23 protein-coding genes are annotated in these 25460 nt (G+C 45.3%); 14 read left to right on the plus strand and 9 right to left on the minus strand.

From position 1 onward, the window contains the following. Nucleotides 1–110: 110 nt before the first annotated feature. From EKN16_RS00265 to EKN16_RS31950, 7 genes are all read right to left on the minus strand, one after another. Nucleotides 111–332 (minus strand): helix-turn-helix domain-containing protein, encoded by a 222-nt coding sequence (locus EKN16_RS00265; protein WP_090641524.1) that lies wholly within the window; start codon nucleotides 330–332, stop codon nucleotides 111–113. A 184-nt stretch (nucleotides 333–516) separates the two neighbouring features. Further along, nucleotides 517–963, minus strand: a complete 447-nt coding sequence (locus EKN16_RS00270) for a LytTR family DNA-binding domain-containing protein (RefSeq protein ID WP_125653173.1) — start codon at nucleotides 961–963, stop codon at nucleotides 517–519. 15 nt (nucleotides 964–978) lie between these two features. Then, on the minus strand, nucleotides 979–1110 hold the full coding sequence (locus tag EKN16_RS00275; RefSeq protein WP_125653174.1) for an AgrD family cyclic lactone autoinducer peptide: 132 nt from the start codon (nucleotides 1108–1110) through the stop codon (nucleotides 979–981). Next, complete coding sequence (locus tag EKN16_RS00280) at nucleotides 1100–1630, minus strand: accessory gene regulator B family protein (RefSeq protein ID WP_125653175.1); 531 nt, start codon at nucleotides 1628–1630, stop codon at nucleotides 1100–1102. Before EKN16_RS00280 ends, EKN16_RS00275 begins: the two co-directional genes overlap by 11 nt. Next, complete coding sequence (locus EKN16_RS00285; protein WP_125653176.1) at nucleotides 1611–2249, minus strand: hypothetical protein; 639 nt, start codon at nucleotides 2247–2249, stop codon at nucleotides 1611–1613. The genes EKN16_RS00280 and EKN16_RS00285 overlap by 20 nt, the downstream gene beginning before the upstream one ends. A 37-nt stretch (nucleotides 2250–2286) precedes the next feature. Next, entirely contained in the window at nucleotides 2287–2484 is a 198-nt protein-coding gene (locus tag EKN16_RS00290) for a helix-turn-helix domain-containing protein (RefSeq protein WP_125653177.1), read from the minus strand. A gap of 153 nt (nucleotides 2485–2637) precedes the next feature. Then, nucleotides 2638–2793: a hypothetical protein gene (locus EKN16_RS31950; RefSeq protein WP_164522610.1), complete on the minus strand. Its 156-nt coding sequence runs from the start codon at nucleotides 2791–2793 to the stop codon at nucleotides 2638–2640. Between the two features lie 498 nt (nucleotides 2794–3291). Here EKN16_RS31950 and EKN16_RS00295 point away from each other — a divergent pair, with 498 nt between their 5' ends. The 9 genes from EKN16_RS00295 to fsa all read left to right on the plus strand — a co-directional run bounded on the left by EKN16_RS00295 (nucleotide 3292) and on the right by fsa (nucleotide 14283). After that, nucleotides 3292–5067: a sensor histidine kinase gene (locus tag EKN16_RS00295; RefSeq protein WP_125653178.1), complete on the plus strand. Its 1776-nt coding sequence runs from the start codon at nucleotides 3292–3294 to the stop codon at nucleotides 5065–5067. Further along, a complete protein-coding gene (locus EKN16_RS00300; protein ID WP_125653179.1) occupies nucleotides 5042–6664 on the plus strand; it encodes a response regulator in 1623 nt (540 codons plus the stop codon). The genes EKN16_RS00295 and EKN16_RS00300 overlap by 26 nt, the downstream gene beginning before the upstream one ends. A gap of 109 nt (nucleotides 6665–6773) precedes the next feature. Further along, nucleotides 6774–8522, plus strand: a complete 1749-nt coding sequence (locus EKN16_RS00305) for an extracellular solute-binding protein (RefSeq protein WP_164522611.1) — start codon at nucleotides 6774–6776, stop codon at nucleotides 8520–8522. Between the two features lie 106 nt (nucleotides 8523–8628). Then, nucleotides 8629–9528, plus strand: a complete 900-nt coding sequence (locus EKN16_RS00310; RefSeq protein ID WP_125653181.1) for an ABC transporter permease — start codon at nucleotides 8629–8631, stop codon at nucleotides 9526–9528. Between the two features lie 18 nt (nucleotides 9529–9546). After that, nucleotides 9547–10431 (plus strand): carbohydrate ABC transporter permease, encoded by an 885-nt coding sequence (locus tag EKN16_RS00315; protein ID WP_125653182.1) that lies wholly within the window; start codon nucleotides 9547–9549, stop codon nucleotides 10429–10431. Between the two features lie 247 nt (nucleotides 10432–10678). After that, nucleotides 10679–11302 carry a CBS domain-containing protein gene (locus tag EKN16_RS00320; RefSeq protein ID WP_232016138.1) on the plus strand — a complete coding sequence of 208 codons (624 nt, stop codon included), beginning with the start codon at nucleotides 10679–10681 and terminating at the stop codon, nucleotides 11300–11302. 14 nt (nucleotides 11303–11316) lie between these two features. Beyond that, nucleotides 11317–12144 carry a pyruvate, water dikinase regulatory protein gene (locus EKN16_RS00325; protein WP_125653183.1) on the plus strand — a complete coding sequence of 276 codons (828 nt, stop codon included), beginning with the start codon at nucleotides 11317–11319 and terminating at the stop codon, nucleotides 12142–12144. Between the two features lie 192 nt (nucleotides 12145–12336). After that, nucleotides 12337–13311 (plus strand): class II fructose-bisphosphatase, encoded by a 975-nt coding sequence (glpX, locus tag EKN16_RS00330; RefSeq protein ID WP_125653184.1) that lies wholly within the window; start codon nucleotides 12337–12339, stop codon nucleotides 13309–13311. A gap of 324 nt (nucleotides 13312–13635) precedes the next feature. After that, a complete protein-coding gene (fsa, locus tag EKN16_RS00335; RefSeq protein WP_125653185.1) occupies nucleotides 13636–14283 on the plus strand; it encodes a fructose-6-phosphate aldolase in 648 nt (215 codons plus the stop codon). A gap of 245 nt (nucleotides 14284–14528) precedes the next feature. Here fsa and EKN16_RS00340 read toward each other — a convergent pair whose 3' ends face one another. Next, nucleotides 14529–15137: a TetR/AcrR family transcriptional regulator gene (locus EKN16_RS00340; protein WP_125653186.1), complete on the minus strand. Its 609-nt coding sequence runs from the start codon at nucleotides 15135–15137 to the stop codon at nucleotides 14529–14531. A 213-nt stretch (nucleotides 15138–15350) separates the two neighbouring features. Here EKN16_RS00340 and EKN16_RS00345 point away from each other — a divergent pair, with 213 nt between their 5' ends. Next, a complete protein-coding gene (locus tag EKN16_RS00345; protein WP_125653187.1) occupies nucleotides 15351–16829 on the plus strand; it encodes a DHA2 family efflux MFS transporter permease subunit in 1479 nt (492 codons plus the stop codon). Between the two features lie 95 nt (nucleotides 16830–16924). On the opposite strand, the gene glsA is transcribed toward EKN16_RS00345, so the two are convergent. Then, nucleotides 16925–17860 (minus strand): glutaminase A, encoded by a 936-nt coding sequence (glsA, locus tag EKN16_RS00350; RefSeq protein ID WP_125653188.1) that lies wholly within the window; start codon nucleotides 17858–17860, stop codon nucleotides 16925–16927. A 192-nt stretch (nucleotides 17861–18052) separates the two neighbouring features. Between glsA and EKN16_RS00355 the strand changes: the two genes are divergently transcribed. From EKN16_RS00355 to EKN16_RS00370, 4 genes are all read left to right on the plus strand, one after another. Further along, nucleotides 18053–18727: a tetratricopeptide repeat protein gene (locus EKN16_RS00355; protein WP_125653189.1), complete on the plus strand. Its 675-nt coding sequence runs from the start codon at nucleotides 18053–18055 to the stop codon at nucleotides 18725–18727. A gap of 156 nt (nucleotides 18728–18883) precedes the next feature. Then, nucleotides 18884–20635, plus strand: coding sequence for a sensor histidine kinase (locus EKN16_RS00360; RefSeq protein ID WP_125653190.1), 1752 nt, complete (start codon nucleotides 18884–18886; stop codon nucleotides 20633–20635). 186 nt (nucleotides 20636–20821) lie between these two features. Beyond that, the gene (locus EKN16_RS00365) at nucleotides 20822–22417 is read left to right on the plus strand and encodes an SWIM zinc finger family protein (protein ID WP_125653191.1); all 1596 of its coding nucleotides are present in this window, start codon (nucleotides 20822–20824) and stop codon (nucleotides 22415–22417) included. Beyond that, nucleotides 22414–25404, plus strand: a complete 2991-nt coding sequence (locus EKN16_RS00370) for a DEAD/DEAH box helicase (RefSeq protein ID WP_125653192.1) — start codon at nucleotides 22414–22416, stop codon at nucleotides 25402–25404. Before EKN16_RS00365 ends, EKN16_RS00370 begins: the two co-directional genes overlap by 4 nt. Nucleotides 25405–25460: the final 56 nt, after the last annotated feature.

A 25460-nucleotide genomic window follows, 5' to 3' on the forward strand; every position in this document is an offset into this window, starting at 1 on the left:
TGTTTTTTATTTTTCTATAGTATCGATCACATCAACACATCAAAAAGCCTTCAAGCATCGCTTCTACAATCAGAAGCGCGGCTAGAAGGCTCAGCAAGGTTTACGAGTTGTCAAATCTTTAATTCCCCAAGCTTTATAAGCTCGACAACCGCTTGCGAACGACCTTTTACGTTCAATTTTTGCATCACGTTCGAAATGTGGTTGCGTACGGTTTTTTCGCTGATGAACAATTGCTGCGCAATATCTCTGGTTGTTTTGTCCTGTACTAGCAGCTCAAAAACCTCGCGTTCTCGATGAGTTAATAGAAACTTGCTCTTCTGGTCGCTTCCCATTAATGTTTGTCACCCCTCCTTGCACGGGTTTTTTATGGTATAACAAGGTTAAGGGATACAGTCAAATTATAGTATGAAGGGGCGCATATAGTGGTGCGGTATCCTGGAAAAATGGGCGGGGATTTGTCGGAGCTATTTGGATTTCAAATAAATCGTTATGACTAAAAAAGAGGCTTTCCTCTCTTTAAGCATGAGAGGTAGCCTCTTTTATTTTAAGTATAATGGCCATTTTGTCATCATTAGACTTAATTTGAATGAATGGTTGATTCAATGCCCTTAGCTTTGCAGAAACCGACTTGTATTTTTCCCAAGCAAGCGTGCATACTTTAGATCCTTTTGATATTTCGTACTCAAAGTATGCCATTTTGTACTGGTCATCAAGCCGCTTTACTTTACGAATATTGATCAAATAGTTTCGATCAACGGAGAAAAACTCCTCGTAACCGCTTTCCTTCAGGACATTTGTCCAAACTTTCAAAGTGCCCCAAATATAAAATTCTTCTGTAAGAGTGTGAACTACAATCTGAGGTGTGCTGCCCATGGATTCGAAGTAGATAACTTCATTTAAATCAACGTATTGGAGCCCTCCGCTACCATCGATTTTAGAGACAACCGATAATTTATGTTTCATATGCCCGCACCTTTCTTACTTTTTAAGAAGTGTTGCCGGCACTTTCGGTTGATGAACCCAGATGATACTTGCAGTTGAGACGATGAGTACGGCAGCTGAAGCAAGAGCAGTGCAAGCGAGGTAAAACATTTTAGTTTTAATTTTCATGTGTATGATCACCTCCTTTTCTAATCAGTAACACGCATTGAATTAGAACTGAAACTGCCATTATAGAAGACTCAAAGTAAAAATTGCTACAAATGAAAATCACGGATATGAATTTTAGTAAAGGGAAGTATCTCTCTGGTATCCTAGTTTGCTGTTCAATTCTAGAGGGTGCATAAATAAGAGCTAAAATAATACTGATAATAGTCATACATACGGTAGCCAAATGTGAAACGGAGGAGAAACTAACAATGTTTGCAACAATCGAGGAAGCAAGGCAGCATGTCCAACTATACTTAAGATGAATACCTCCGGACACTGCTCTGAGAATTGCGAAGGACAACAACGCAAATATCGTTTCGTGTGTGTGTCCTGTTAATAAACTTAGAGTCAAAGCAAGGAATAATGTTCCGAAAGTATTAAATAGAGCTTCTAGTGAGAATTGTAATTCTTCAATTGAGCTAGGATGATCCGGAACTCTCTTCTTGAGACCAGCCGCAATTTTAAATGCCAGTACCTGCATCCTCAACCTCCTTCTTTAAAGCAAAATAAAGCAAAAATGCAAGTCCAATAAAATAGATGATTGAAGCTATGTATGAGTTTCCGATAAATAAAACAGCCCCGAATGCTAAGGCGATTAAGATGATGACAATCATCGAAATTAAGGTTACTCGTTTGAATAAGGGCTGTACAAATTCAAATGAAAAACCTATCCCGCGTTTATACATAAAGTTGCTAATTGAGTAGCCTAGAAGACCTGTTAATGTTTGAAGGAAGTATCCTTTCCAAGCGTAGGTATGTATCTGTCCCAAGGAAAGGTAATCTACAGATAACTGTATGATCACGGTTTGAAGTAATCCGAAAAATAATATTCCACTCAGTGAAACAAATAAAGCCCAGAAAGCAGGCATTTTAACAACGGCCATCATGAATAATACAAGTAGAACTAGAATCGCAACCGGAGCATAATCAGCGAGCTCGACCTCTTTTCGTAGGTAGAAACTCACTAGGTTAATTATGATCATCATTATAAGAGAAGGCGAGAGGTATTGTGTGAATTTAAGTCTATATAGCGCAAAAGAAATCGAAAATAATGCAATACTCTCAATTAATGAGAAGAGCATAAACAGAAAAAACTCCATTGAAGACTCCCCACCTACCCCAACGAATAAAATTATGCTAAATGTATTCTGATTTTCTACGATCACTTACATATTCCTCTACGCTTTCTTTAAGTATAAGAAGAAGACCAGGAGCTTCTCTATAAATAAGTTTATTGGCCTTACATAGGCGAGCAACTTGCCTTTTTGTTACCTGCAGTTTTTCTGCAACCTCTGCTGTTGTCAAAACGTGGTCTAGCGGGTTTTTGAACTTCAAACCCCTACCTCCTTTTGAACCTCTCCCCTTATGTCTCGATTATAGACATAAAATAACATGTCTCGATCGAGACGTCAACATATTTAACAAAATATGAAATATTATGCCACTTGACAAGAATAAAAAAGAGGCCCTCTCGAGCCCCTTAGGTATTTATTTATATTGTTCATAAACAAAATAGGTAATTATTAGAAAAATAGTTACGCTTGTGAAGAAGATTAGGACTGATTTAAGCTCGCGTTTGGAGCGGATATAATCCGGGTCCGTATGCTCTGCTGCGATAATGTTCTTATTATTGTGCTCCTCCATGTGTACCCCTCCTGAATTGATTTGATTGAGGTGAGGGTACGTTGAGCGACATAAGTCGACCTATATTTATTCGGTTCGAGCCACTGTCTGAGCAGTTCTTTATAAATATCTGATTGATGCTTCCAATAGATATAGAAATCATAGACTATAGTGAAAATTAGAACAGTGATAATGATTAAGATTTTAACGACTGTTGGTATGGCATGATTAGGATTGGAATGAACGACCGGGACCATATTTTTTATGGCAGTAGATTTGATTACAGGCGATTGTTGTCCGCTGTTTTCCACATAAATGGCATGAAATGGTGAGGAAAGCAGCGTTAGGGCAAGGACGAACAGCAGTTTACATAGGAAAGATTGAAAGCTGTTCATACGCATCTAGAGCGCTCCCTTCTAGCTATTCTGAATGTATATTGTAACACACTTGGGAGGAAGGATTTCATTGTAATTAAAAGAATTAATCAAGGCAAAGTAAAAGAAGGAGGTGCGGCTTCGGATGGGCGTCTTTATTCAATCTCGAAGAAGCTCTATTTTCACGAAAATCGTGGTGACGTTCCTAGGACTGTTGACTCCGTTGTTTGCCATGATTTTCTTCATGAATGAGTCCGGTTCAAGTATGGTCAAAGAGGAAATCCTCAAATCGATGGACGCCAAAGTCGAATGGTACGTTAATTTTATTGAAGCCGACTTTGATCGCGTGTTGAAATTAATTCAAGCGAATGTGAACGATGATAATCTGTTGAAGCTAAGTACATCTTCTATGATCATGACGCCTGTAGAAAGAACTTTTGCTATCAATGCCTTAAAGAGCAAGCTGGATCTCATTAAAACTTCTAGTAGTTTCGTGCAAAATGTGAGCGCATTCATTCCGGAGCTTAATCGTACGGTTACTTCCAACGATAATTCCATTCGATCGTTTGACGAAGAACAGTACAAGGCACTATCGGTTACGACGAATCGTTATGAATCACCTTATCTGATGTGGAACAAGAGGTTGTTTATTTCCGTTCCTTACCCTGACCCAGCGGTGTCAGGAGGGCACAAGCCAATCTTTTTATTAACGGTGGAAGTATCCGAACCTGCACTGCGTAGTACCCTAAAACAGTTTACTACGAACGGTGAATATGCGGTTTTCTCCGGCAATAAGCTTCTTTGGTCGATTGAAGGTGGGGAAGGTGAGCTGCGGGTGAATGAATTGGTGAATGGTCTACGCGCCTCGAAGATCAAGCTGAAGCGCCAATCCATTGAATTGAGCGGTGCCCAATACCTTGTCGTCTCCAAATCTTCGGAGAGACTGGATACGACTTTATCGGTACTTATGCCGGAAAAACAAATTTTCGGTTCCCTAGAGCGTTATCGTTGGTGGCTGCTGTTTCTTATGCTTGCATCTGGCTGTATCGTTATTTTCTTTGCCTTCAGCTTATACCGGATTATTCTTAAACCGCTGCGTACGCTCATCCGTTCTTTCAATAGAGTTGAACAAGGGAATCTGAAACTGGTTGTAAAGTATCCGCTTAAGGACGAATTTGGTTTTCTGTATGAACGCTTCAATGTCATGGTTAAGGAATTGGATGTACTTGTTCATGAAGTGTATGAGCATAAATACCGCAGTCAGTTAGCGGAATTACGACAGCTTCAATCACAAATCAATCCTCATTTTTTATATAATAGTTTCTTTATTTTGCACCGAATGGCTAACTTGAAAGATAATGATAGTATCATTCGATTCACGAAATATTTGGGGGACTACTTTCAATTTATTACGCGCGATGGTTTGTATGAGGTGCCGTTATCGTTGGAAGTGAAGCATGCAAGAACCTATATCGATATTCAAGGCTTCCGATTTGCAGGGAGAATTCGGACGGAGTTCGGGGAATTGCCTGAGCAGCTCATGAATACGATTGTGCCCAGGATGATACTGCAGCCAATCATTGAAAATGTGTATAACCACGGCTTGGATAATAAGGTGAGGGATGGCTTACTTAAAGTCAATTTTCTCCAAACCATGGATGAGCTCATCATATCGATAGAAGATAACGGAGATGAAATGAACGAAAGTAAGCTGCAATCACTCCGTCTGCTATTGTTAACGCCGGAGCAAGCAGTAGAAAGCACAGGACTTATTAATGTTCACCGTCGTTTGCAGATTAAATACGGGGACATGTGGGGCTTGAGGCTCTCCATTGGGAAAGGCGGAGGACTAAGGGTGGAGTTGAAACTGCCAATACGTAAGGAGTTGAACGAGGATGCATCGCTTGTTGATAGTGGATGATGAGCCTTACACCGTTGATGGTTTATATGAGCTTTTGTCGGCAACCGGACCCGCGGAACTGGAATTGTACAGGGCTTATGATGTAGATGAAGCCGCAGATTGGCTGAATCGAGTGAAAATGGACATCGTGCTGAGTGACATTAAGATGCCAGGAATGAATGGGCTTCAATTACAAAGCTGGATTAAAGACAGATGGCCAAGATGTAAGGTGATTTTTCTAACGGGAATGAAGGATGTTGGCTTTGTTCAACAAGCGCTGCGCTGCGGCAGTCTGGACTATATTCTGAAGACGGAAGGTGATGAACCGATTCTTCGGAGCATCGCTGCGGCGATCGAGTCGCTGGAGCATGAGAGATGTAATGAATCCTTCCTTCTTCAGGCCAAGGAGAGGGTGCGACAGGCACTGCCGGTGCTTCGTAACGACTGGTTTCGCGGGCTGCTGCAATATGGAGCAGACCGTGCGGGCATATCGCAATCACGGATGGAGGAGCTGGATTCACAGCTGCACGCGGAGCTGCCAGTGCTGTTAATGCTTGCACGAGTGGATCATTGGCCGGATCATGTGCCTGGAACAGACCGTTCCTTGCTTCTATATGCCATCGAAAATATTATCATGGAGTATTTCTCCATGCATCGATTTGGCATCATTACGATAGACGACAGCTATATTGCACTGCTGTTTCAACCGGGAGAAGCGGACGAGGAAGGTAATAGTCTGCCTTGGGAGGGCTTGCTTCGTTTCGCTAGCGGAACTGTGGAAACGGTCCAAACCACCTGTCTGGAGCTGCTGAAATTGCCCATTTCTTTTATCTGCAGAGAAGAACCTCTTGCGTGGGATAGGCTTCGTGAAACCTACTTGAGAATGCGGGAACGGCTTGTTCTGGGACTAGGTAATGGAGAGAATATGATGCTGCTTGCATCCGAGCGATATGTTGATGAGCCTATGGATAGTCAAAGGGAGATGCTGGGGCAGCGTGAATGGCTCGAGCTAGCTTTGGAGAGCGGGCGGACGGAAGAAGCGCATGCCGCTATTGACGCTTGGTTTGTTGGTGCGAGTGATTACGCTGTTTACCTCGAAGCCTATTATTCAGTTGCGAGCCGGCTTATAGGTCTGGTGAACCGCTGGGACTGGGTAGATCGACTCGCGCCGCAAATATCACTTGAAAAGCTAATGGATATAGGCAGCCACCGTTCTTGGGAAGGGGCTGTTCATTACTTGCATGAAACAACTCAATACCTTTTCTCTATGAGGAGGAAGCTGCAGGTTGAGAGGACCCATCATATTGTGGAGCAGGTGAATCGGCAGATTCGAGATGGCCTCAGCACGGATGTATCACTAACCTCTCTTGCCCAAGGTGTGTTTCTGAATCCTGTTTATCTTTCAACACTCTATAAACAAGTGACAGGACAGAATATCTCAGACTATATTGTCCATGTCCGACTGGAAAAGGCAAAGGAGAAGCTAGCTGATCCGCACTACAAAATCCATGAGGTCGCATCGCTGATCGGCTTTGAGAATCCCGGTTACTTTACAAGGTTTTTTCGCAAGCATATCGGTATTTGCCCTCAAGAATATAGGGAGCAATTATATAAATAACAATCTTCTTAACAAAAGAACATGCTTCTTAATATTGTTCCATTTCCGTCTAGAGACGTCCATTCTATACTTGATGTAGAAACATTCCATTTTGCCAAGGAGGATGTCCATGAAACAGCAAAGAAGCAGGACGTGGGTCGCAGTATTGCTGGTTATGATTATGTGTTTTCTAAGCGCTTGCTCAAGCTCGGGAGATAATACAAAAGACACTAATGGTGGAAAAGAGAGTTCGGACGGCGGAAAAGAGAGTTCTACCAACACGAAATCCGATACGAATGGGAATAAATCTGAAGATACAGCAGTGTTAGATCCACTTGGCAAGTATGACCCTCCGATTGAAATTACAACGGCGCGTATCGTCAACGATACGTACAAGTATGATTCCGGCGAAGATATCGACAACAATGTGTGGACACGCTCAATAGCCGACAAGTTGGGTATTAAAGTGAAGAATAATTGGGTCGTAAGCGGAGATAGTCCAGGCGGTCAAGGTGAGCAGAAGATGAATGTGTCCATCGCCTCTGGAGATCTTCCTGACTTCATTTCGGTGAACGCTAAGCAGCTGAAGCAGTTGGTTGATGCCGATATGCTTATGGATTTGAGCGATGTATATGAGAAATATGCTTCTCCTTTCCTCAAGGACATTCTGAAGCAGGACGGACCTAATGCGCTTGCATCGTCAACCTTCGACGGTAAACTAATGGCTGTTCCGAACACATCCTCCTCGATGGATAATTCCATGCTTCTATGGGTTCGCAGCGATTGGCTGAAGAAGCTCAACTTACCAGAACCAAAAACGATGAACGACGTATTGGCGATCTCGGAAGCCTTCACGACCAAGGATCCCGATGGAAATGGCAAACCTGATACGATCGGTCTCTCACTGAACAAAGACCTATATGGCGGTTATGCGACCATCGATGGATTCCTTAATGGCTATCATGCTTATCCGCGTCAATGGGTAAAAGACAGTTCCACCGGTAAGCTTGTATTCGGCAGTATTCTGCCGGAAATGAAAGCAGCACTCGAGAAGCTGCAGGAGATGTATAAGAAAGGGCAAATCGATAAGGAGTTTGGTGTAAAAGATGGGGGTAAAGAGGCGGAACTTGCTGCATCTGGAAAAGCCGGCATGCATTATGGACAGATGTGGAATCCGCTGTGGCCGCTTGTAGATAACAAGAAAAATGATGCGAATGCCCAGTGGCAATCATATCCTCTCGTTTCAGTGGATGATAAACCAGCCCAATCCCGCGTTAACCTTGCAGTGGGTACCTATTATGCTGTACTGAAAAAAGCAAAGAATCCGGAAGCGTTTCTGAAAATTATGAACTTGTTTGTCGAAACAGGCTGGGGCAAGACGACAACGGCAGACATATACGCCGACCATTTCACTAAAGCCGGGATTGAGCGCCACAAATATTCGCCGTTCCAAGCTTGGCCTGCACGCAAGAACTTGGATATTCACTTACACATCAAAGAAGCGGTAGAATCCGGTGACAAGTCCAAATTGAATCCAGAGGAGCAGGATAACTTCAAACAGATACAGGCCTTCCAGAATGGTGAGAAGGATACCCAGCTTGGATGGGCTTACGATCAAGTATTCGGCACGAATGGTTCCTTCAAAGTTATCAATGATTACGTTTCGAACAATATGATCCTGCAAAATGAATTCTACGGTGCGCCAACCGCTACTATGGTGGAAAAGGACGCAACACTGCAGAAGATGGAGCTTGAAGTGTTCACGAAGATCATCCTTGGCGACCCTGTCAGCAACTTTGATAAATTTGTGCAAGATTGGAAGAAGCTTGGCGGAGACCAAATAACACAAGAAGTAAACGATTGGTACGCGAGCAAATAAACAAGAAAGAGCATTGGAGGGAAGCAATAAGAGCACTGGAGGGAAGCAATAGCTTGAAGTCTTCCCTCCTTTTCTTGTTAAGAGTTAACCGTAAGGAGGTAGCAGAATGTTAAGTAAATTGAAATCACCCTACTGGCCGCTGCATCTGATGCTGCTGCCGGGGCTCATTCTAGTACTCGTGTACAGTTATGGCCCAATGCTGGGCATTGTCATTGCATTTCAGAAGTTCATGCCGGCAAAAGGGGTTTTCGACTCCAAATGGGCGGGGTTGGATAATTTCAGGTATGTGCTGGAGCTGCCGGATTCTTCGCGTGTGTTATGGAATACCGTCATCATTGCTTTCTTGAAAATCGTTATTGGATTTATTGTCCCAATCATCGTGGCGCTGCTATTAAACGAGGTCCGCAAGGAGGTTTTTAAGCGGAGCATTCAGACATTGGTATATTTGCCCCATTTTCTCTCGTGGATTATTCTTGGAGGCATTCTTATTGATGTGCTGTCCCCTTCTTCAGGGATCCTTAACCAGTTACTTGGATGGTTTGGTATTTCACCGATTTACTTTTTGGGAGACAATTCATGGTTCAAGCCCGTTCTTGTCATAACGGATGTGTGGAAAGAGTTCGGGTTTAATACCATTGTATATTTGGCAGCATTAACGAGCATTAATCCTGCTTTATACGAAGCGGCCATTGTGGATGGTGCGGGACGTTGGAAGCAGACCTGGCACATTACAATGCCAGGGATGCTGCCGATTATTGTGCTGACACTCACGTTAAGTATGGGCAGCGTTTTAAATGCAGGATTTGATCAGGTTTTTAATCTCTATAGCCCGCAGGTTTATGAATCCGGTGACATTCTTGACACATTCGTCTATCGAATTGGTCTTGTCGATGCACAATACGGTGTAGCCACCGCCGTCGGCTTATTTAAATCAATTGTATCTTTCGTATTTATTTCGGTTTCCTATTATCTGGCATATCGCTTGGCTAATTACCGCATCTTCTAGCGTGAAGGAGGGATAAACATGGTCGAACATGCAACGCTGGGAAGAAAAATATTTGTAAGCTTCAACTATACGCTGTTAAGTGTATTATCGATCTTATGTTTGCTGCCTCTGATTCACGTCTTAGCCGTTTCGTTCAGCTCAAGCTCGGCGGCTACTGCGGGATTGGTCAAGCTTTGGCCGGTGGGATTTACGATGAGCTCCTATGATTTTGTTTTGGCAAAACCCGCCTTTCTGAAGTCTATTGGAGTGTCACTGCAGCGAGTTGCTATCGGGGTCACTGTCAATATGCTCTTGACGATTCTTATTGCCTATCCTTTATCTAAGGAAGTCAGCAAATTTCCCTACCGCACCGCTTATGTATGGATTTTTGTTGTTACTATTCTCTTTCAAGGGGGTCTCATTCCGCTCTACATGATGGTGAGCTACACGGCAATCAGAGATACGATCTGGGCGATGGTCCTTCCCTCTGCTGTCCCAGTGTTTAACGTGGTGCTGCTGCTTAATTTCTTCCGCGGGCTGCCCAAAGAGCTGGAAGAGGCGGCTTTTATAGATGGTGCGGGACATTGGACTACGCTTTGGAGGGTCATCGTACCGCTGTCAGCGCCAGCTCTAGCAACCATTACGCTGTTTGCCACGGTTGGCCATTGGAACTCCTGGTTCGATGGATTAATATTCATGGATTCACCGAAGCATTATCCTTTGCAAAGCTATTTGCAAACCGTTGTTATTAATCGCGATCTCAGTCTTGTATCTTCAGCGGATATGAAAGCCCTTGCGGAGGTTAGTGACCGGACAGCCAAAGCTGCACAGATTTTCCTAGGCGCGCTGCCAATTTTACTGGTATATCCGTTTCTACAGAGGTTTTTTATGAAAGGAATCGTACTTGGGAGCGTAAAGGAGTAGGCAGGACGATTTATCCTTCACGTTAATGTTACCTGATGGCTCAAAGTCCTATTTGTTGATGGTGGGCCTTTCTCTGCAAGCTGTTCCTACTATAAAAGTTGATTCGCTTGCTGAATCAACTTTTTCCTTTTAGTATCCAAATAAATTAAATGTTGTGTATTATAAAATAAATATGATACATTAATTATTGAATAAGACATCATAAATATCGAATGAGTTGCTTTAATGCGATTTTGATGTCAAGGGAGTGATTTTCATTACATTGTCTGCAAGACAACGCGAAATATTGAAGTTAGTGAAAACGCACGCTCCGATAACGGGTGATCAACTTTCTGAGATGATAGGGATTGGCAAGTCTACACTTCGAGCGGATCTTTCTCTGCTTGTTATGCTTAGACTCCTAGAAGCGAAGCCGAAGGTCGGTTATTTTCTGGGAGATGCTGAGAATAGCAAGGATTCGGTGCTCAAGCGTTGGGAGGGTGCCAAGGTAAAAGATGTACAAGGTATGCCGGTGAATGTCTCAGAGACTCTGTCCGTTCATGATGCTGTCATTTCTCTATTCATGGGAAATGCGGAGGCGCTCACAGTAGTTGATGATAATCAGCATTTTGTCGGCGTCGTAACGCCCAAAGATTTACTTAAGGTGACGCTAGGTCATTCTAATGCAGCAGCGATACCTGTCAGCATGGCGATGAATAGATTGCCCGCCGTTGTCGCCGTTCGTGCGGAACAGCCTTTATTAGAAGCCGTAAATAAGATGCTCGTCCAAGAGCTGGATGGTCTTCCCGTTGTAACGGATTTGCGAAAGCAGCAAGTGGAAGTAATAGGTTGGATTAGCAAAACGAATATCCTCCGCTGGATGACGGAATAAGGGAGCTATAGAAGATGCAGACACAGGAGGAGCTGGAGAACCAGCCGCATTATATTTTCATATGTTCGGATGCGGTCGGGGAGACGGCTGAAGCAGTGGCTAAGGCGACGATGCGTCAGTTTGCTTTTAAACAGGTGAAGCTTAAACGATTCAGTCATCTTAAGACGGAGGATGAGGTCGTTCAAATCGTTGATGAGGCCGTTGCTAACGGTGGCTTCATCGCCTATACACTGGTTCAGCCAGAACTTAGGGAGACGATGAAGGAAGAAGCGTTACGTAAAGGTGTTCGTGCGGTTGATGTGCTCGGTCCGATGCTTCAGGCGTTTATCGATACCTTTAATGATTCTCCTAAGCGAACGCCAGGACTATTACACACACTTGATGAGGATTATTTTCGCCGCATAGAAGCAGTTGAATTCGCAGTCAAGTATGACGATGGCAAGGATACGCGTGGCTTGCCCCTTGCGCAGGTTGTCTTGATCGGTGTATCACGCACCTCGAAGACACCACTTAGCATTTATTTGGCCCACAAAGGGATACGCGTCGCTAATTTACCGCTTGTGCCGGAGGTGAAGGTGCCAGCCGAGCTGAAAAGCGGTGGAAAACAGTTGATTGTCGGTCTGACGATGAAACCGGAGCAGCTCTCCGGTATTCGGACGGAACGACTGAAAGCAATGGGGCTGCCCTTCTCCGCTCAATATGCATCCACGGAGCGTATTGAAGCAGAGTTCGAATATGCAGATTCAATAATGAAAGCATTGCGCTGTCCTGTTATTGATGTCACGGAAAAAGCAATCGAGGAGACTGCAGGTATTATTATGCAATGGTTTCAGGAATTTTAATCATATACAAAACTTAAGCATATGCTTTCGAAGCGAGTTTTTGCTAGTCCGTTCCATATTTCAATGGAACTGACTGGCAGAGCCTCGCAATAAACTTAAGCGTATGCTTACGAAGCGAGTTTTTGCTAGTCCGTTCCATAATTTAATGGAACTGTCTGGCAGAGCCTCGCAATAACTTTAAGGGGTGGCGAAATGGAACGAGAATTAGCTCTTGAGATTGTTAGGGTAACTGAGCTCGCTGCTTTGGCTGCTGCACCGTGGATGGGTAGAGGGGATAAGCATCACGCCGATGAAGCAGCTACGAACGCTATGAGGGGGATGCTGGATTCTGTCTCGGTCCGCGGAACTGTCGTTATTGGCGAAGGCGAGATGGATGAAGCACCAATGCTGTTTATAGGTGAACAGGTAGGTAGTATGCAAGGCCCAGAGGTCGATGTTGCTGTCGATCCGCTTGAAGGTACAGAACTTGTAGCCAGAGGACTGAATAATGCACTAGCGGTTATCGCTGTTGCACCGAAAGGCCACTTGCTGCATGCGCCGGATATGTATATGGAGAAGCTCGCAGTTGGACCATCTCTGGTAGGGAAGCTTAGCTTGTATGATCCGATTCGGACGACCGTTGAGAAAGCTGCGCTCGCGCTCAGTAAGCAGGTATCTGAGCTAACCGTTATGATCCTTGATCGAGAAAGGCATGAGTCGATTATTAGGACACTCCGAGAAGTCGGTGTCCGTATCAAGTTTCTGTCCGATGGTGATGTAGCAGGAGCGATTGCACCAGCTTTTGCAGAGACGGGAATTGATCTATATCTTGGATCAGGAGGCGCGCCGGAAGGTGTACTTGCAGCGGCAGCGCTCAAATGCCTAGGAGGAGAGATTCAAGGCAGGTTGATGCCGGAGGATGAGGAACAAATCCAGCGCTGCATTAGTATGGGACTTGCTGATCCTCGCAAGCTGCTGCGGATGGAGGATATGATTGGGACCGGTGACGTGATTTTCGCTGCAACGGGTGTTACACCCGGGGAGTTCCTTGGTGGAGTCCGTATGCTTCCTGACCAACGAGCTGAGACGCATTCCATCGTCATGCGGGCTAAGACACGAACTATTCGTTACATCAAATCCCTACACTATCTACCTAACAAGCCTATACTGGGAGATCTGAAGCATTAGATAGAGGTCTTATGAAGAGGTTTACTTAAAGAATACACAATTTGAGGGGCTCTAAACCATATAAGCACTTACAACACGAAGTACCTAGCGAAGCGGACGGAATCGTTCTGAAGAAGCGATAGCGTTCGCCTTTGTCTCCGTATTTCTACCCCTAAGGGATAGAATCAAAAGAAATAGGGAGACAACAGCGATCGTAAGAATGATCCGTCCGCGCAGCGGGCTTCTATGCACCATGTTTCTACATACCATGCTTCGAATTTCATTAAAAGGTAAAGATTAGGGATGAACGTTTGTTAAACACAAAAAAATGTAGGGGTGAAGAAAATGAAATTTTTTCTCGATACAGCTAATGTAGAAGAAATAAAACGTATTGCACGACTTGGACTTGTAGATGGGATTACAACGAATCCATCCCTTATCGCCAAAGAAGGACGTATTTTCAAAGAAGTCATTCAAGAAATTTGCAGTATTGTAGATGGTCCTGTTAGTGCCGAGGTTATCGGAACAAAAGCTGAAGATATGCTGAAGGAAGCTTATGAAATCGCACAATGGGCACCAAATATCGTCATTAAGCTTCCTATGACAGAGGATGGATTGTACGCTTGTAACGAGCTGTTCCATAAAGGAATCAAAACGAACGTGACACTGATCTTCTCAGCGGCACAAGGCTTGATGGCTGCAAAAGCAGGCGCTACGTTCATCAGTCCTTTCATCGGACGTTTAGATGATATTGGAACAGATGGTATGCAGCTGGTACGTGATCTGAAGACGATCCTTGATAACTACGGATTCACGACAGAGATAATCTCAGCAAGTATCCGGCATATCGGACATGTAGAGAAAGCTGCACTTGCTGGCGCGCACATCGCGACGATCCCAGGTTCTCTGCTTCCGGTGTTGTGGAAACATCCATTAACTGATATCGGTATTGAGAAGTTCCTTAGCGATTGGAATAAAGCGACATTGAAATAAGACACCTTTAATTAAAAAGGCACAAACACAGCGATGCTCCAATCGACTGTATTTGTGCCTTTTTGCTATTATCGACAATGCATAAGAGTTTTGCTAAACGAGGGAGGTTACACTGCGCCTCCTTACGTTCGCAGCATGCGAGCTTCGGAAGACGTCCTTTTTTATGGGTCAAAAAGCAAAAAGCAAAAAGCATAACTTGCCTCTCTGCCTGATGCTGTTCTACTAAATGAAGAAACGCAGCAAGATTAGGGTTGTCTAAACAAAAGGTTTACATAAAAGTTTGAGAAATGTTCTTTAATCTGCTCTGGAGACAAGGATTTGTCATTGTGCAGGAAGAGGAAAGCTTCCGGACATAATGATGATGCGATATTAAACGCTGCGAAGGCCGTATTTAACGGGAGCGTATTCTTCTGACTAACCGCTTCATCGAGCAATCCTTTGATCGTATCGGTCACATAAGTGAAGGCGGGAGAACGATAAATCTTTATGTGGTCCTCCGAACAGATGGAACTTGGCCTGATGGCATTCAACCACTGAATATTGCCTGCTATATAATCGATCCATTTGGTAAGAAAGGTATCCAATCTTTCACGAACTGGGATCAGTGCCGCATCGGATAAATATTGGTTGTTGTCATCAATAAACTGTTGAAAGCTGTCCATAAGCAGTTCAATACAAAGGTCTGCCTTACAAGCGTATCGGCGATAGAGTGTACCTTGCCCGATTCCTGCTGTCTTGGCAATTTGGTGCATACTGACACTATCTACACCCTGAGTATCGAACAATTGAGTGGCTGTTTTCAAAATAAGCTCACGATGCTTGGCGGCATCTTTACGTTCAGTGCGCTGCAGCATGATAAAGGCCTCCTATTACAAAACAATTGACATTGAAGTGGCAGTTCGTTAAGCTTATAAAAAACGGACAATTGTCCACTTAGTACAAGAGCCAGTGATTCAAGAGCTGCTCCGAACGTCTTCATTGTACTCCCGTAATGAATAGGGGTCAATGTTAACCGGTAAAGAAGCTCACGAGGATCAACATGGCCTAATAGGGTAGGAGGATCGAATATGTCAGCAAAAGCAACATCAGCTGCAAGCCATGAAGTGCCATTCTCGATTAAGAATATTTTGGCGCCGCTTGCTGCAATTATCGTCGGTATTTTCATGGTTGTTCTAGACGGGACGGCTGTGAACGTAGCGATTCCAGGCTTGTTGAAAGAATTTAACACGACGTATCAGGTCGTCCAATGGACCGTTACGGGTTATGCGCTAGCTCAGGCGGCGGTTATCCCGCTAGCAGGCTGGTTATCTGATCGTTTCGGTGCCAAGCAGGTCTTCATTATTTCCGTTATTTTGTTTACCATTGGATCGCTGCTCTGCGCATTCTCTTCCTCGGTAGAAATGCTTATTATTTTCCGCATTCTGCAAGGTCTTGGCGGCGGTATGGTCATGCCGATTGCAATGGCCTTCACATTCCGTCTGAGTCCTCCTGAGAAGGTTGGAGCAGTTATGGGGATGATGGGGATCCCGATCCTTCTGGCTCCTGCTCTTGGACCGGTTCTTGCTGGATGGCTCGTTGATTATGCGAGCTGGAAGTGGTTGTTCCTGATCAACATTCCAATCGGTATCGTAGGTACTATTTTGGCTATCCGCACGCTTCCGAAGGTTGAGAAACAAGCGGTTGCTGCACTGGATAGGTTTGGTTTTATATTAGCTCCCATTGCTTTTGCCGGTCTTTCTTACGGCGTTAGTGAAGGCGCAGTAAGCTGGACGGCATCCAAAACAATCATCGGAATTACAGTTGGTGCAGCTGCGCTTATCTTGTTCATCATTGCTGAGCTTAGACATAAATCACCTCTTCTGGAGCTGCGCGTGTTCCGCTCCGGCGGATTCACCCGTGGGATTATCGTGCAGTGGATTTCCCAAATCGCTTTATTTGGCACGATGTTCCTTGTTCCGCTTTTCCTTCAGCAAGCGAAGGGATATAGCGCATTTGATACCGGACTTATAATGCTGCCGCAGGCAATAGCAGCAGGTGTGTTCATGCCAATCGGCGGTAAGCTGTATGATAAAATCGGTGCACGTCCGCTCGTGCTGATCGGTATGCTTCTTGTTACGGCAGCTGCCTTCATCCTTTCCACCGTAGATGCTAATTCTGGACTATCCACAATCATGATCCCGCTTGCCCTTCTTGGTGCTGGTATGGGGCTTTCCATGATGCCGCTTAATACGCATCTGATGCAGGCAGCTCCAAGGGATCTCGTTAGCCGTGTCACTTCACTTACGAATGCTGCGCAGCAAGTCATGACTTCGTTCGCAGTTGCGGGTCTTGCTACAATTCTGGCAAAAAGAATGGTTATTAATAACCCGACACCAGAGAAACCGCCAACCTTTGAAATATGGTCGATGTCATTCGGGGATACGTTCCTTGTTCTGACGTTCATTGCCGTATTCGGCGCGATTCTTGGACTTATGCTTAGTAAGCCCGCTCGAAAAGCCGGTGAAGAAGAAACGAAGCAGCCTGAAATGATGATGCATATCGGTTAATCTTTCTTTCTTGGATCGAATGCAAAAACCGCTCTAACGTAAAAACCGCTAACCAGCAGCCTTCTAGGCAAGTGGTTAGCGGTTTTTGTTATATGCTATAGGATGCTCCAATCCATTGCTGTTGATAGGGTCTCCAGCAGGTGAACGCCAGCTGTGCTGTTGCCCTTTGCACCTAGTGCAGGACCAACTACAGCGATGCCGAATTGGCCGGGTACAACAGCAAGAATACCTCCAGAGACGCCGCTCTTGGCCGGTATTCCGGCACGAATAGCGAACTCTCCTGAAGCGTTATACATCCCGCACATCATCATGAATGTCTTGGCAATCTGCACGTAACGGCGTGGAATTAGCTCGCGTTCTGTTATCGGGTCCGTCCCATCAAAAGCAAGAACGAGCGCCATGCGCGAAAGCTGCTCCACATTGATCTCAATAGAGCAATGCTGGAAATATACACTTAATACATCTTCTACATCAATTTCTTCGCCGAGTACTTCATTATCTTTAAGGAAATAAGCCAAAGACCGATTCCGATGAGCGGTTGCCGATTCAGAACGGAAAACCGACTCATTATAGGTTAATGGAGCTCCGCCCGCGATATCTTGGAAGTAACGCAGAACACGTTCCGACTTTTCCGCAGGAGAGGCGCCGTGTATTAACGAAGTTACAGCAATGGCTCCAGCATTAATGAGTGGATTGAACGGTTTACCTGGCTCTACGAGCTCCAGCTTGAGCATCGAATTAAAATCATCACCTGTAGGCTCCATACCAACCTTCTCGAATACGCCTTCCTCACCATTATCACTAAGTGCCAGCATTAAAGTGAAGACTTTAGAAATACTCTGCATCGTGAACAGGAGGCTGTTATCCCCCGCAGTGAGGGTTGTACCGTCTCGACCCATAATTGAGATGCCTAACGCATCACGGGGTGCTTTGGCGAGCTCAGGAATATACGCTGCTACCTGCCCCTCACGCGCATGAACGCGGCTTGCTTCCACCCAAAGAGGTAAATTTGTACGTAGTTGTTCGATCATCGTTGTCACCTTCCAAGAGAAGTGCTATTTGTTTCAGTGTAAGGCTCGGATGGAGCTCGACGCAATAACAAAATTTTATCTATTCTCTGGTGAGTGAATCGTGTACAATAATGGAAGAATTTCCAAAGAGGCGATCTGAAGGTATATGAAAGTATTTGGAGAAGAGCAGCTTACGCTGCGGCAGGAGGTACTATGATTAAGGTTTTAGCTTTTTTCTTACTATGGCGATTGCTCGGTAATCCTTTTCTGGCAATTATCGTTCTAGTCGTCGTCTTCTATTTACTTGATCGACGGTTTCTGGGCATTACGCCGAGTATTGTAAAGCCGCTTCGTCGTTTTGGTTTGATTCGACGCCTTCGTCAGCAGGTGTATATGAATCCGAACGATATTCCAGCGAAGCATGAGCTAGCTCGTTTGCTCATAGAGCGCAAACGTTATAAGGAAGCAAAGGAATGGCTGATGCCGCTGCAGGATTCACTTGATCACTCAGCAGAGTATTGGGATGATCTTGCGGCATGCTTAGCACCTTTGGGTGAGACGCAAGCTTCGGAGGCGGCCACACACAATGCTTTGTCCATTAATCCGAGAGTTAAATATGGCAGTCCTTATCTACGATTGGCTGCTTTACATGCCAAGACAGATCCGGAGCAAGCGATTAAGCATTTACAGTCTTTTCGAACGATTCAATCTTCATCATGCGAAGCCTATTATCGCTTATCGAAACTATATATGCAGCTTGGCCGCAGCGAAGATGCGAAGCAATCTCTTGTAGAATGCGGCAATATGTATCGCTCGCTGCCACGATACAAGAAACGTCAGGAGCGAAAATGGGCATTCCTTGCTTGGAGTAACCGCATAAAATCTTAACCAAACCGCCTTGGAATAAGGCGGTTTTTCTTATGCTATCTTTTCCAAAATTGTTCAATTCTATCATTGTTCTTACCTTTGAAATCGTTCATACTTGTGAAAGTTACAACAACCTACAAACTAACAACAGGAAACATGAGCGGGGAGTCATTTTGTATGCGTCGTAATGTCTGGTTACTAGCTATTATTTTGATAGCCGCTTTATTAGGTGTGAACAACACGATCTATTATTTCACAACCAAAAGCTCGTTAGAGAGCAGTCTTCGGCATGAACTGGAATCGGTCGCCAAGCAAATTCAAATTTCCATTGAACTATCAAGACATGGCTCGGAAAAGTATCAAGAGCAGATTGGGCGCGAGCTTCGTGCAGCATCCATTGCAGCGCAGTATGCACTTAACCCGGACCTCGAGAAGGTGACGAATACGCAGCTCGTGGAGCTGAAAAAAAAGCTGGATCTCTATGATATCACCTTGTTGAAACGGACCAAGAATGATATCGTACTCTCTAAATCATCGGACCCTGAGCAAGGTAAAGATTATCCTACGAGCAGTTGGAAGCCTTGGTATCAGGCCTTCACCCAACTCTTTGACAATAAGGAAGTAACCGTGAAATGGGGACAATCCCTTACAAACTTCTGGACAGGTCCCTTCGAATTCTCGACGGCTACTAAGAATGATTCAATATACAAGTGGGGCTATTACTACGATGGAACAACGAATTATATTCTAGACCCTTATATCAGCTATGAGGGCAGACAGCTTGATTATGATCAAGCTACTGGTGTTAACCAGTTGATCTCGAAGTCGATTAAGGAAAATAGCACCTTGCTAGAAATAGCTGTTCTGAACCCAACAACGTTCGCGAAGGGGCCTATAACAACGACCAGCATTACTGGTAAAAAGGTGAATCATATTACTCAAAATCCAATTATTAGCGGATCCAACGAGTATAAAAATAAGCAGGATATTGCAAATGTGGAGCTTGCTAGCCAGTCAAACAAATACATCTGGTTAAATACACAAATAAATGATAAGCATGTGCTTAAACTTTATATTCCCGTCTCAGTCGATAAAGTTGCCAGTATGCTCGATGAGAATGGAGATCCCATTAATCGTTATGTCCTGACACTTGTGGCTGATTATAAGGGTATTCAGGAAAAGCTAGACAAGCAGTTTATTACCATTGGGATTATTGTCGCAATCGTTACACTGCTCAGCTTTATCTTTATCTATTGGACAATAAGCAGTTATCGCAAATCCAAGGATAAGCTCGTATCCAAAGCGCAGCAGACTTATGTTGAGGAAATTAATCAGCTATTCCAATCTATTCGAGCGCAGCGACATGACTTCATGAACCATGTACAAACGATACATTCGCTTGCAGAGCTGAATAAGTTCACGGAGCTCAAATCGTATGCTTCCGAATTAACCGGTGAGATTCGCCAGATGAATGACATCATTAATATTGGCAATCCAGCAATCGCTGCCTTGGTACGCTCCAAAATTTCACAAGCGGAATTACTGAAAGTCGATCTGGACACAAGAATCAGCGACATGAATAACATGGAGCTTGGCGTTAAGTCACTCGATATGACTAGAATATTGGGGAATTTAATCGATAATGCTTTTGATGAAGTCTTGAATTACCCCGAAGATGATCGTAAAATCCGACTCATTATTGGACAAAGACCAGGGTACTTGGAGTTTGTTATCAGCAATAGATGCAAGAATCCGGAGGCCTTGGAAGGAAAGCCGCTGTTTGAATTTGGTTATTCTTCGAAGGATGGGACGCACTCCGGTCTTGGGCTATCGATTGTTAAGTCGATCGTTGATCAGTATAAAGGAATGATTCGCATGGGGTTGAATGAGCCAGGAATGATTACATTTATTGTGAAAATTCCAGACTGACCGATTCACATCTACGAATACAAATGGATAACAATGCTCTCCATTCGAATGCATCATTCGAGAGGAGAGCATTTTTTTCCTCGCTCACGGCTACAATTTAAGGAGGGCAGGTCTAATACTCGTCGAAACCGTTTACGCTTGTGGTATAATAGATGGAATGCAGAAAAATGAACGGAGGACGCGCGAATGAGCACATTTTTTCAACTGGATGAGGAGCGGCTTCGTGGGCTTGAGGAAAAGCTTGCAAGCAGCATGCCTTTGCCAATGCTTGAGCGTGGTTGGGATTACTACCGCCGTGAAAAGGTGCTCTCTGTTCAAGTCATGGATGGTACGGCCATCTATGGAACGGTGCGCGAAACCGAGATTTATGCCGTAACACTAGACACAGATGATTTTAGCTTTAGTACATGTACTTGTGCTTATAATGGATATTGCAAACATATGGCCGCCGTTTTTTATTCTTATTGTGCTTATGCGGGCGAAAGTCCGGATGAAGTGCATAACCGCTTGCTGTATGGTGGCGAATTGGTTCAAATAGACCGGGTTTCCATGGAGAATGCTCCATCTAAGCTGAGATCCGGAACGCAAGACGAAGTATCGATTTCATCCGCTGGATGGCTGGATGAGATGGAGAGGCTGCATGGTGAAGCTTGGCGGCAGTGTCGACATTCGCTGCACCCGCTGCAGGCAGTCTTGTCGGCACTTAAAGGGTTATCTAAAGCGTGGGACGAGGGATTGCGCCGTCTCCATTGGATGCATGCGATTCTGTTCGTCATTGATCAAGCAGAACGAGCGTATTCTTCAACGGATAGCTATAGCCGCTATTATTACGAAATGGCTTTTGCCCGTATGACAGAGCCTTGGGTGAATCATTATCATGAGCTGGCTGCTGAGCTTGAGTCGGATAAGATGTCTAAGACGGAGAAGGAAGCCGTTGAGGGTCTCGTAACGATCTTTCATGAACGAGATATGGATAGAGAGCAGCAGCTTCATCGCTGGGAAACCCTTTATTTCTCCCTATGGGGAAAGCTTATCAGTCACAAGGAATGGCGAGAAAAGGAAGAAGAATGGCTGAATCATAAGCTGAAGTCGGCTAATCAGAAGGGGCATCCTCATTTCTTTTATCCGATGGCACTTGCTTATCTCGCTTTCGCAGAAGATCGTGATGAACAGGCGATTGCATTATTGAGGAAAACAGCCTTCAACCGCACAGCGCTGCTTGCGAGCGATTGTGCCATGCAGCGTTTAGAAGAACGTGACTTCATGAAGCTGGAAGGCTGGATTACTTATTTATATGAAGGTCTCACCATTGAACGTAAATCACGTGCCTTCGGTCCTTTTTTATCGATGTGCCGAGTTGCTGATGTGCAGCAGCCGGATAATCCGGCTTGGCAGCAGTATCTGATTTCATTTCTGCCATTTTCCTATTCGGCCTTAACGGAGCATTGGCTGGAGCGGCGGAAATATGAGCATTGGGCCGATCTGCAGCTATTGCTTGGCATTGAGCCTGATGAGATGGATATTCAAGTGGTGCGAGAGATTGCCAAGGATGCACCTCAAGTGTTATACCCACTCTATCACCAAGCTATTGAAGGATCGATTCGTATGCGTAACCGTCAAGGCTATAAGCAAGCGGTTAAACTAATGAAAAAGCTGGAACGTTTATATAAAGCGGAGAAGCAGCAGGACAAATGGAGCCGATATGTAGATGGCGTCGTGCGTAAACACCAACGTCTGCGTGCGCTGCAGGAAGAGCTCTGGAGGGGAAAAATCATTACATGAGAGGCTACACAGGCGCTGAGATTATCACGATAGACGGGTATTGGAAAGATGGCGAGGGTATTATCATTGCCGTACGTCATGCCGCCGGTTTAACGCTTCGGCTGCGCCAGCTGCTATTCGCATGGCATGAAGCTTCATGGTATGGTTCTGAGGTCGAAGAGCGTGTCGATGAACGGCTTAAGATCACTGAGATGATTATGACACCTCTGCATGCGATGGATTATCTGGCTTCGCCGGAGTCTGTACGGCTGCTTCAGACCGAATGGACAACACGCGCGATGCAGCTGCATGAATTGGCAAAGCTGCTGAGACAGTCACTGCTTAAAGGCTGGTATGCGCCTGATTGGTCAGGCTGGACGGCGGATAAGAGAGCATGGAAGCTGGAAATACCGGCTTCGGAGCTGGATGTTTGGAAGGAATGGAAACGGATTGTCCCTCTGATAGAAGAACAGGGCGATCTTGAAGCCTTGAGACGGTGGCTTAGTGAAATCGTTGAAGAACTGATCGCCACAGATGAGAAGGTAGCCGCCGTTTGGCGTGCTGCTGTATCGGCTTCGGGTGAAGGTGCGATCGTGATGAAGGCGACCGATGAAGACGACTGGCTCGTGTCGATTGGTCTGAAGCAGGATAATATGCCATTTCGAACGGCGCTTCAGCTTCTCGAACCTAATGATGAGTACGGGTGGAGGCTCCGTCCTGCTCTTCAGGACCGTGCTGAAGGTGGACGCTGGGTAACTTTAGAGCCTGCGGCTAGTAGAAGCATACAAGAAGAGTTTGAAGACTTTTCGTCACAAGATGCGCCTCTTCGCTTTGAGCTTCACCCTGATGCACCTGAGGAATGGATCCCTTTCTTCGAGGAACGCATGCGCAAGGAAGAATTTAAATGGGCTTCTGCGCTGCCGGAATGGATTGAATCTGCTCCAGCATCATCTGAGGAAATCGGTGAAGGATCAAATAGTGAACAAACAGCAGGTACCTTGATCAAGACCGAATTATCGGATAGTGAAGCATGGGATTTCTTGGAGCGTGCAAGCGTTAAGCTGCTTGCTGCCGGTTCTTCGGTACTGCTGCCGAGCTGGTGGGAAGCTGTTCGCAGCCGCAAGCTTCGTCTGAAGGCGAAGGTTAAATCGTCAGTAGGTTCCTCTGAGCAGTCTATGTTCGGGCTGCAGCAGATTGTTGATTTTGACTGGAAGCTTGCTGTTGGGAATGTTGACATGAGTGAAGCCGAATTCATGAGGCTGGCTGATGAGAATCGACGTCTCATGCAAATTGGCGGCGAATGGGTTCATCTGGACCCGGATGATGTTGAACGCTTGCGTAAATGGCTGAAGAAAAATGGCGGGAAAAGCAGTTTAACGATGCGCGATGTCATGGAAATGCATCTTCGTGGAACGACGGAACTGGGGCCAGAGCGCCAAGATGAAGACGATACATTAACGGCTGAGGTTGAGCTCAATGAGCATTTGACAGCTTGGATCAGCAAGCTAAATGAATCCTCTGAGCTTCCGCTAGTGGAGAAGCCTGCTGCCTTTCAAGGAGAGCTTCGTCATTATCAGCTGCAAGGGGTATCGTGGCTTGCCTTCCTGCGGAAGTTTGGACTTGGCGGCTGCCTAGCGGATGACATGGGTCTTGGCAAAACAATTCAATTTACGGCTTATCTGCAGCATGTGCTGGAGACAGGCGTTAAGGGTCCTTCGTTATTAATCTGCCCGACCTCCGTTATTGGGAACTGGGAGAAGGAACTGGAGCGCTTCGCACCAACACTTCGTGTTCTCGTTCATTATGGACCCCGTCGTGCAAGAGGTGAGGAGTTTACAGCAGCGGCAGCGGAGGTTGATCTCGTTATTACTTCTTATGCACTCGCTCCTCTCGATGAGGAAGAGCTTTCCTCAATACAATGGGATGTCTTCTGTTTGGATGAGGCGCAAAATATTAAAAACTATTATACCAAGCAATCTGCTGCCATACGCGGACTGCCCTCCAATCATCGGATTGCTCTAACAGGAACGCCGATGGAGAATCGATTGACTGAGCTTTGGTCGCTCTATGACTTCACGAATCCAGGTTATCTAGGCAGCTTAGGTGAATTCCGTAAGGCAGTTGTACTGCCTATTGAACGGGAACGTGATGAGGCTCTAATCACCGAGCTGCAGCGCTGGGTTAAACCATTCATGCTGCGGCGCGTGAAGAAGGATCCGGCTATTCAGCTTTCTCTTCCGGAGAAGAATGAGACACGTACCTACTTATCTCTGACTGTGGAGCAGGGCACGCTATATGAGAATATTGTCTCGGATCTGCTTCAAAATTTGGAATCGGCTGACGGATTGCAGCGTAGGGGCCTTATTTTGTCGGCGCTCACAAGGCTGAAGCAGGTATGCAACCATCCGAGCCTGCTGCTCAAGGAGGACATTCTAACTACCCGGTCGGCTTGGGATCCCGAGCGTTCCAACAAGGTTCTTCGAGTGCTTGAGATGGTAGAGGAGATTGCGGCGGAAGGGGAGAGATGCTTGATCTTCACGCAATATGTGGAGATGGGCATGACCCTTAAGCGGTTGTTGGAGGAGCGTATTGGTCTGCCAACACCTTTCTTGTACGGCGGAGTACCAAAGGCAGCTCGGGATAAAATGATTGAGGAATTCCAAGATGAGAAGCTTCCAGGCTGCGCATTTGTTCTGTCTCTTAAAGCAGGCGGTACGGGACTCAATCTCACTGCAGCGAACCATGTCATTCACTTTGACCGCTGGTGGAATCCTGCGGTTGAGAATCAAGCAACCGACCGGGCTTTCCGGATCGGACAGACAAGGAATGTTCAGGTACACAAGTATGTGACGCTGGGTACGCTTGAAGAAAGAATTGACGATATGATTACACGCAAGCAAATGCTCAACGACCAGGTTGTTGGACAATCGGAGAATTGGATAACTGAAATGTCCACAGATGAGCTTCGCGAGCTGTTTACGCTTCGCAAGCAGCGGCTTAAAGGATAAAAGGAGTCGCTCGACTAACGAAATAAACGGCTTTAGCAGCTCCACTTGATTGGAAT

This window comes from Paenibacillus baekrokdamisoli (assembly GCF_003945345.1).
GTDB lineage: Bacteria > Bacillota > Bacilli > Paenibacillales > Paenibacillaceae > Paenibacillus_Z > Paenibacillus_Z baekrokdamisoli.

Excerpts from the sequence above, each read along its gene's own strand:
- EKN16_RS00265 (WP_090641524.1), bottom strand. The coding sequence starts at position 332 with ATGGGAAGCGACCAGAAGAGCAAGTTTCTATTAACTCATCGAGAACGC.
- EKN16_RS00270 (WP_125653173.1), bottom strand. The coding sequence starts at position 963 with ATGAAACATAAATTATCGGTTGTCTCTAAAATCGATGGTAGCGGAGGG.
- EKN16_RS00275 (WP_125653174.1), bottom strand. The coding sequence starts at position 1,110 with ATGAAAATTAAAACTAAAATGTTTTACCTCGCTTGCACTGCTCTTGCT.
- EKN16_RS00280 (WP_125653175.1), bottom strand. The coding sequence starts at position 1,630 with ATGCAGGTACTGGCATTTAAAATTGCGGCTGGTCTCAAGAAGAGAGTT.
- EKN16_RS00285 (WP_125653176.1), bottom strand. The coding sequence starts at position 2,249 with ATGGAGTTTTTTCTGTTTATGCTCTTCTCATTAATTGAGAGTATTGCA.
- EKN16_RS31950 (WP_164522610.1), bottom strand. The coding sequence starts at position 2,793 with ATGGAGGAGCACAATAATAAGAACATTATCGCAGCAGAGCATACGGAC.
- EKN16_RS00295 (WP_125653178.1), top strand. The coding sequence starts at position 3,292 with ATGGGCGTCTTTATTCAATCTCGAAGAAGCTCTATTTTCACGAAAATC.
- EKN16_RS00300 (WP_125653179.1), top strand. The coding sequence starts at position 5,042 with ATGCATCGCTTGTTGATAGTGGATGATGAGCCTTACACCGTTGATGGT.
- EKN16_RS00305 (WP_164522611.1), top strand. The coding sequence starts at position 6,774 with ATGAAACAGCAAAGAAGCAGGACGTGGGTCGCAGTATTGCTGGTTATG.
- EKN16_RS00310 (WP_125653181.1), top strand. The coding sequence starts at position 8,629 with ATGTTAAGTAAATTGAAATCACCCTACTGGCCGCTGCATCTGATGCTG.
- EKN16_RS00315 (WP_125653182.1), top strand. The coding sequence starts at position 9,547 with ATGGTCGAACATGCAACGCTGGGAAGAAAAATATTTGTAAGCTTCAAC.
- EKN16_RS00325 (WP_125653183.1), top strand. The coding sequence starts at position 11,317 with ATGCAGACACAGGAGGAGCTGGAGAACCAGCCGCATTATATTTTCATA.
- glpX (WP_125653184.1), top strand. The coding sequence starts at position 12,337 with ATGGAACGAGAATTAGCTCTTGAGATTGTTAGGGTAACTGAGCTCGCT.
- fsa (WP_125653185.1), top strand. The coding sequence starts at position 13,636 with ATGAAATTTTTTCTCGATACAGCTAATGTAGAAGAAATAAAACGTATT.
- EKN16_RS00340 (WP_125653186.1), bottom strand. The coding sequence starts at position 15,137 with ATGCTGCAGCGCACTGAACGTAAAGATGCCGCCAAGCATCGTGAGCTT.
- EKN16_RS00345 (WP_125653187.1), top strand. The coding sequence starts at position 15,351 with ATGTCAGCAAAAGCAACATCAGCTGCAAGCCATGAAGTGCCATTCTCG.
- glsA (WP_125653188.1), bottom strand. The coding sequence starts at position 17,860 with ATGATCGAACAACTACGTACAAATTTACCTCTTTGGGTGGAAGCAAGC.
- EKN16_RS00355 (WP_125653189.1), top strand. The coding sequence starts at position 18,053 with ATGATTAAGGTTTTAGCTTTTTTCTTACTATGGCGATTGCTCGGTAAT.
- EKN16_RS00360 (WP_125653190.1), top strand. The coding sequence starts at position 18,884 with ATGCGTCGTAATGTCTGGTTACTAGCTATTATTTTGATAGCCGCTTTA.
- EKN16_RS00365 (WP_125653191.1), top strand. The coding sequence starts at position 20,822 with ATGAGCACATTTTTTCAACTGGATGAGGAGCGGCTTCGTGGGCTTGAG.
- EKN16_RS00370 (WP_125653192.1), top strand. The coding sequence starts at position 22,414 with ATGAGAGGCTACACAGGCGCTGAGATTATCACGATAGACGGGTATTGG.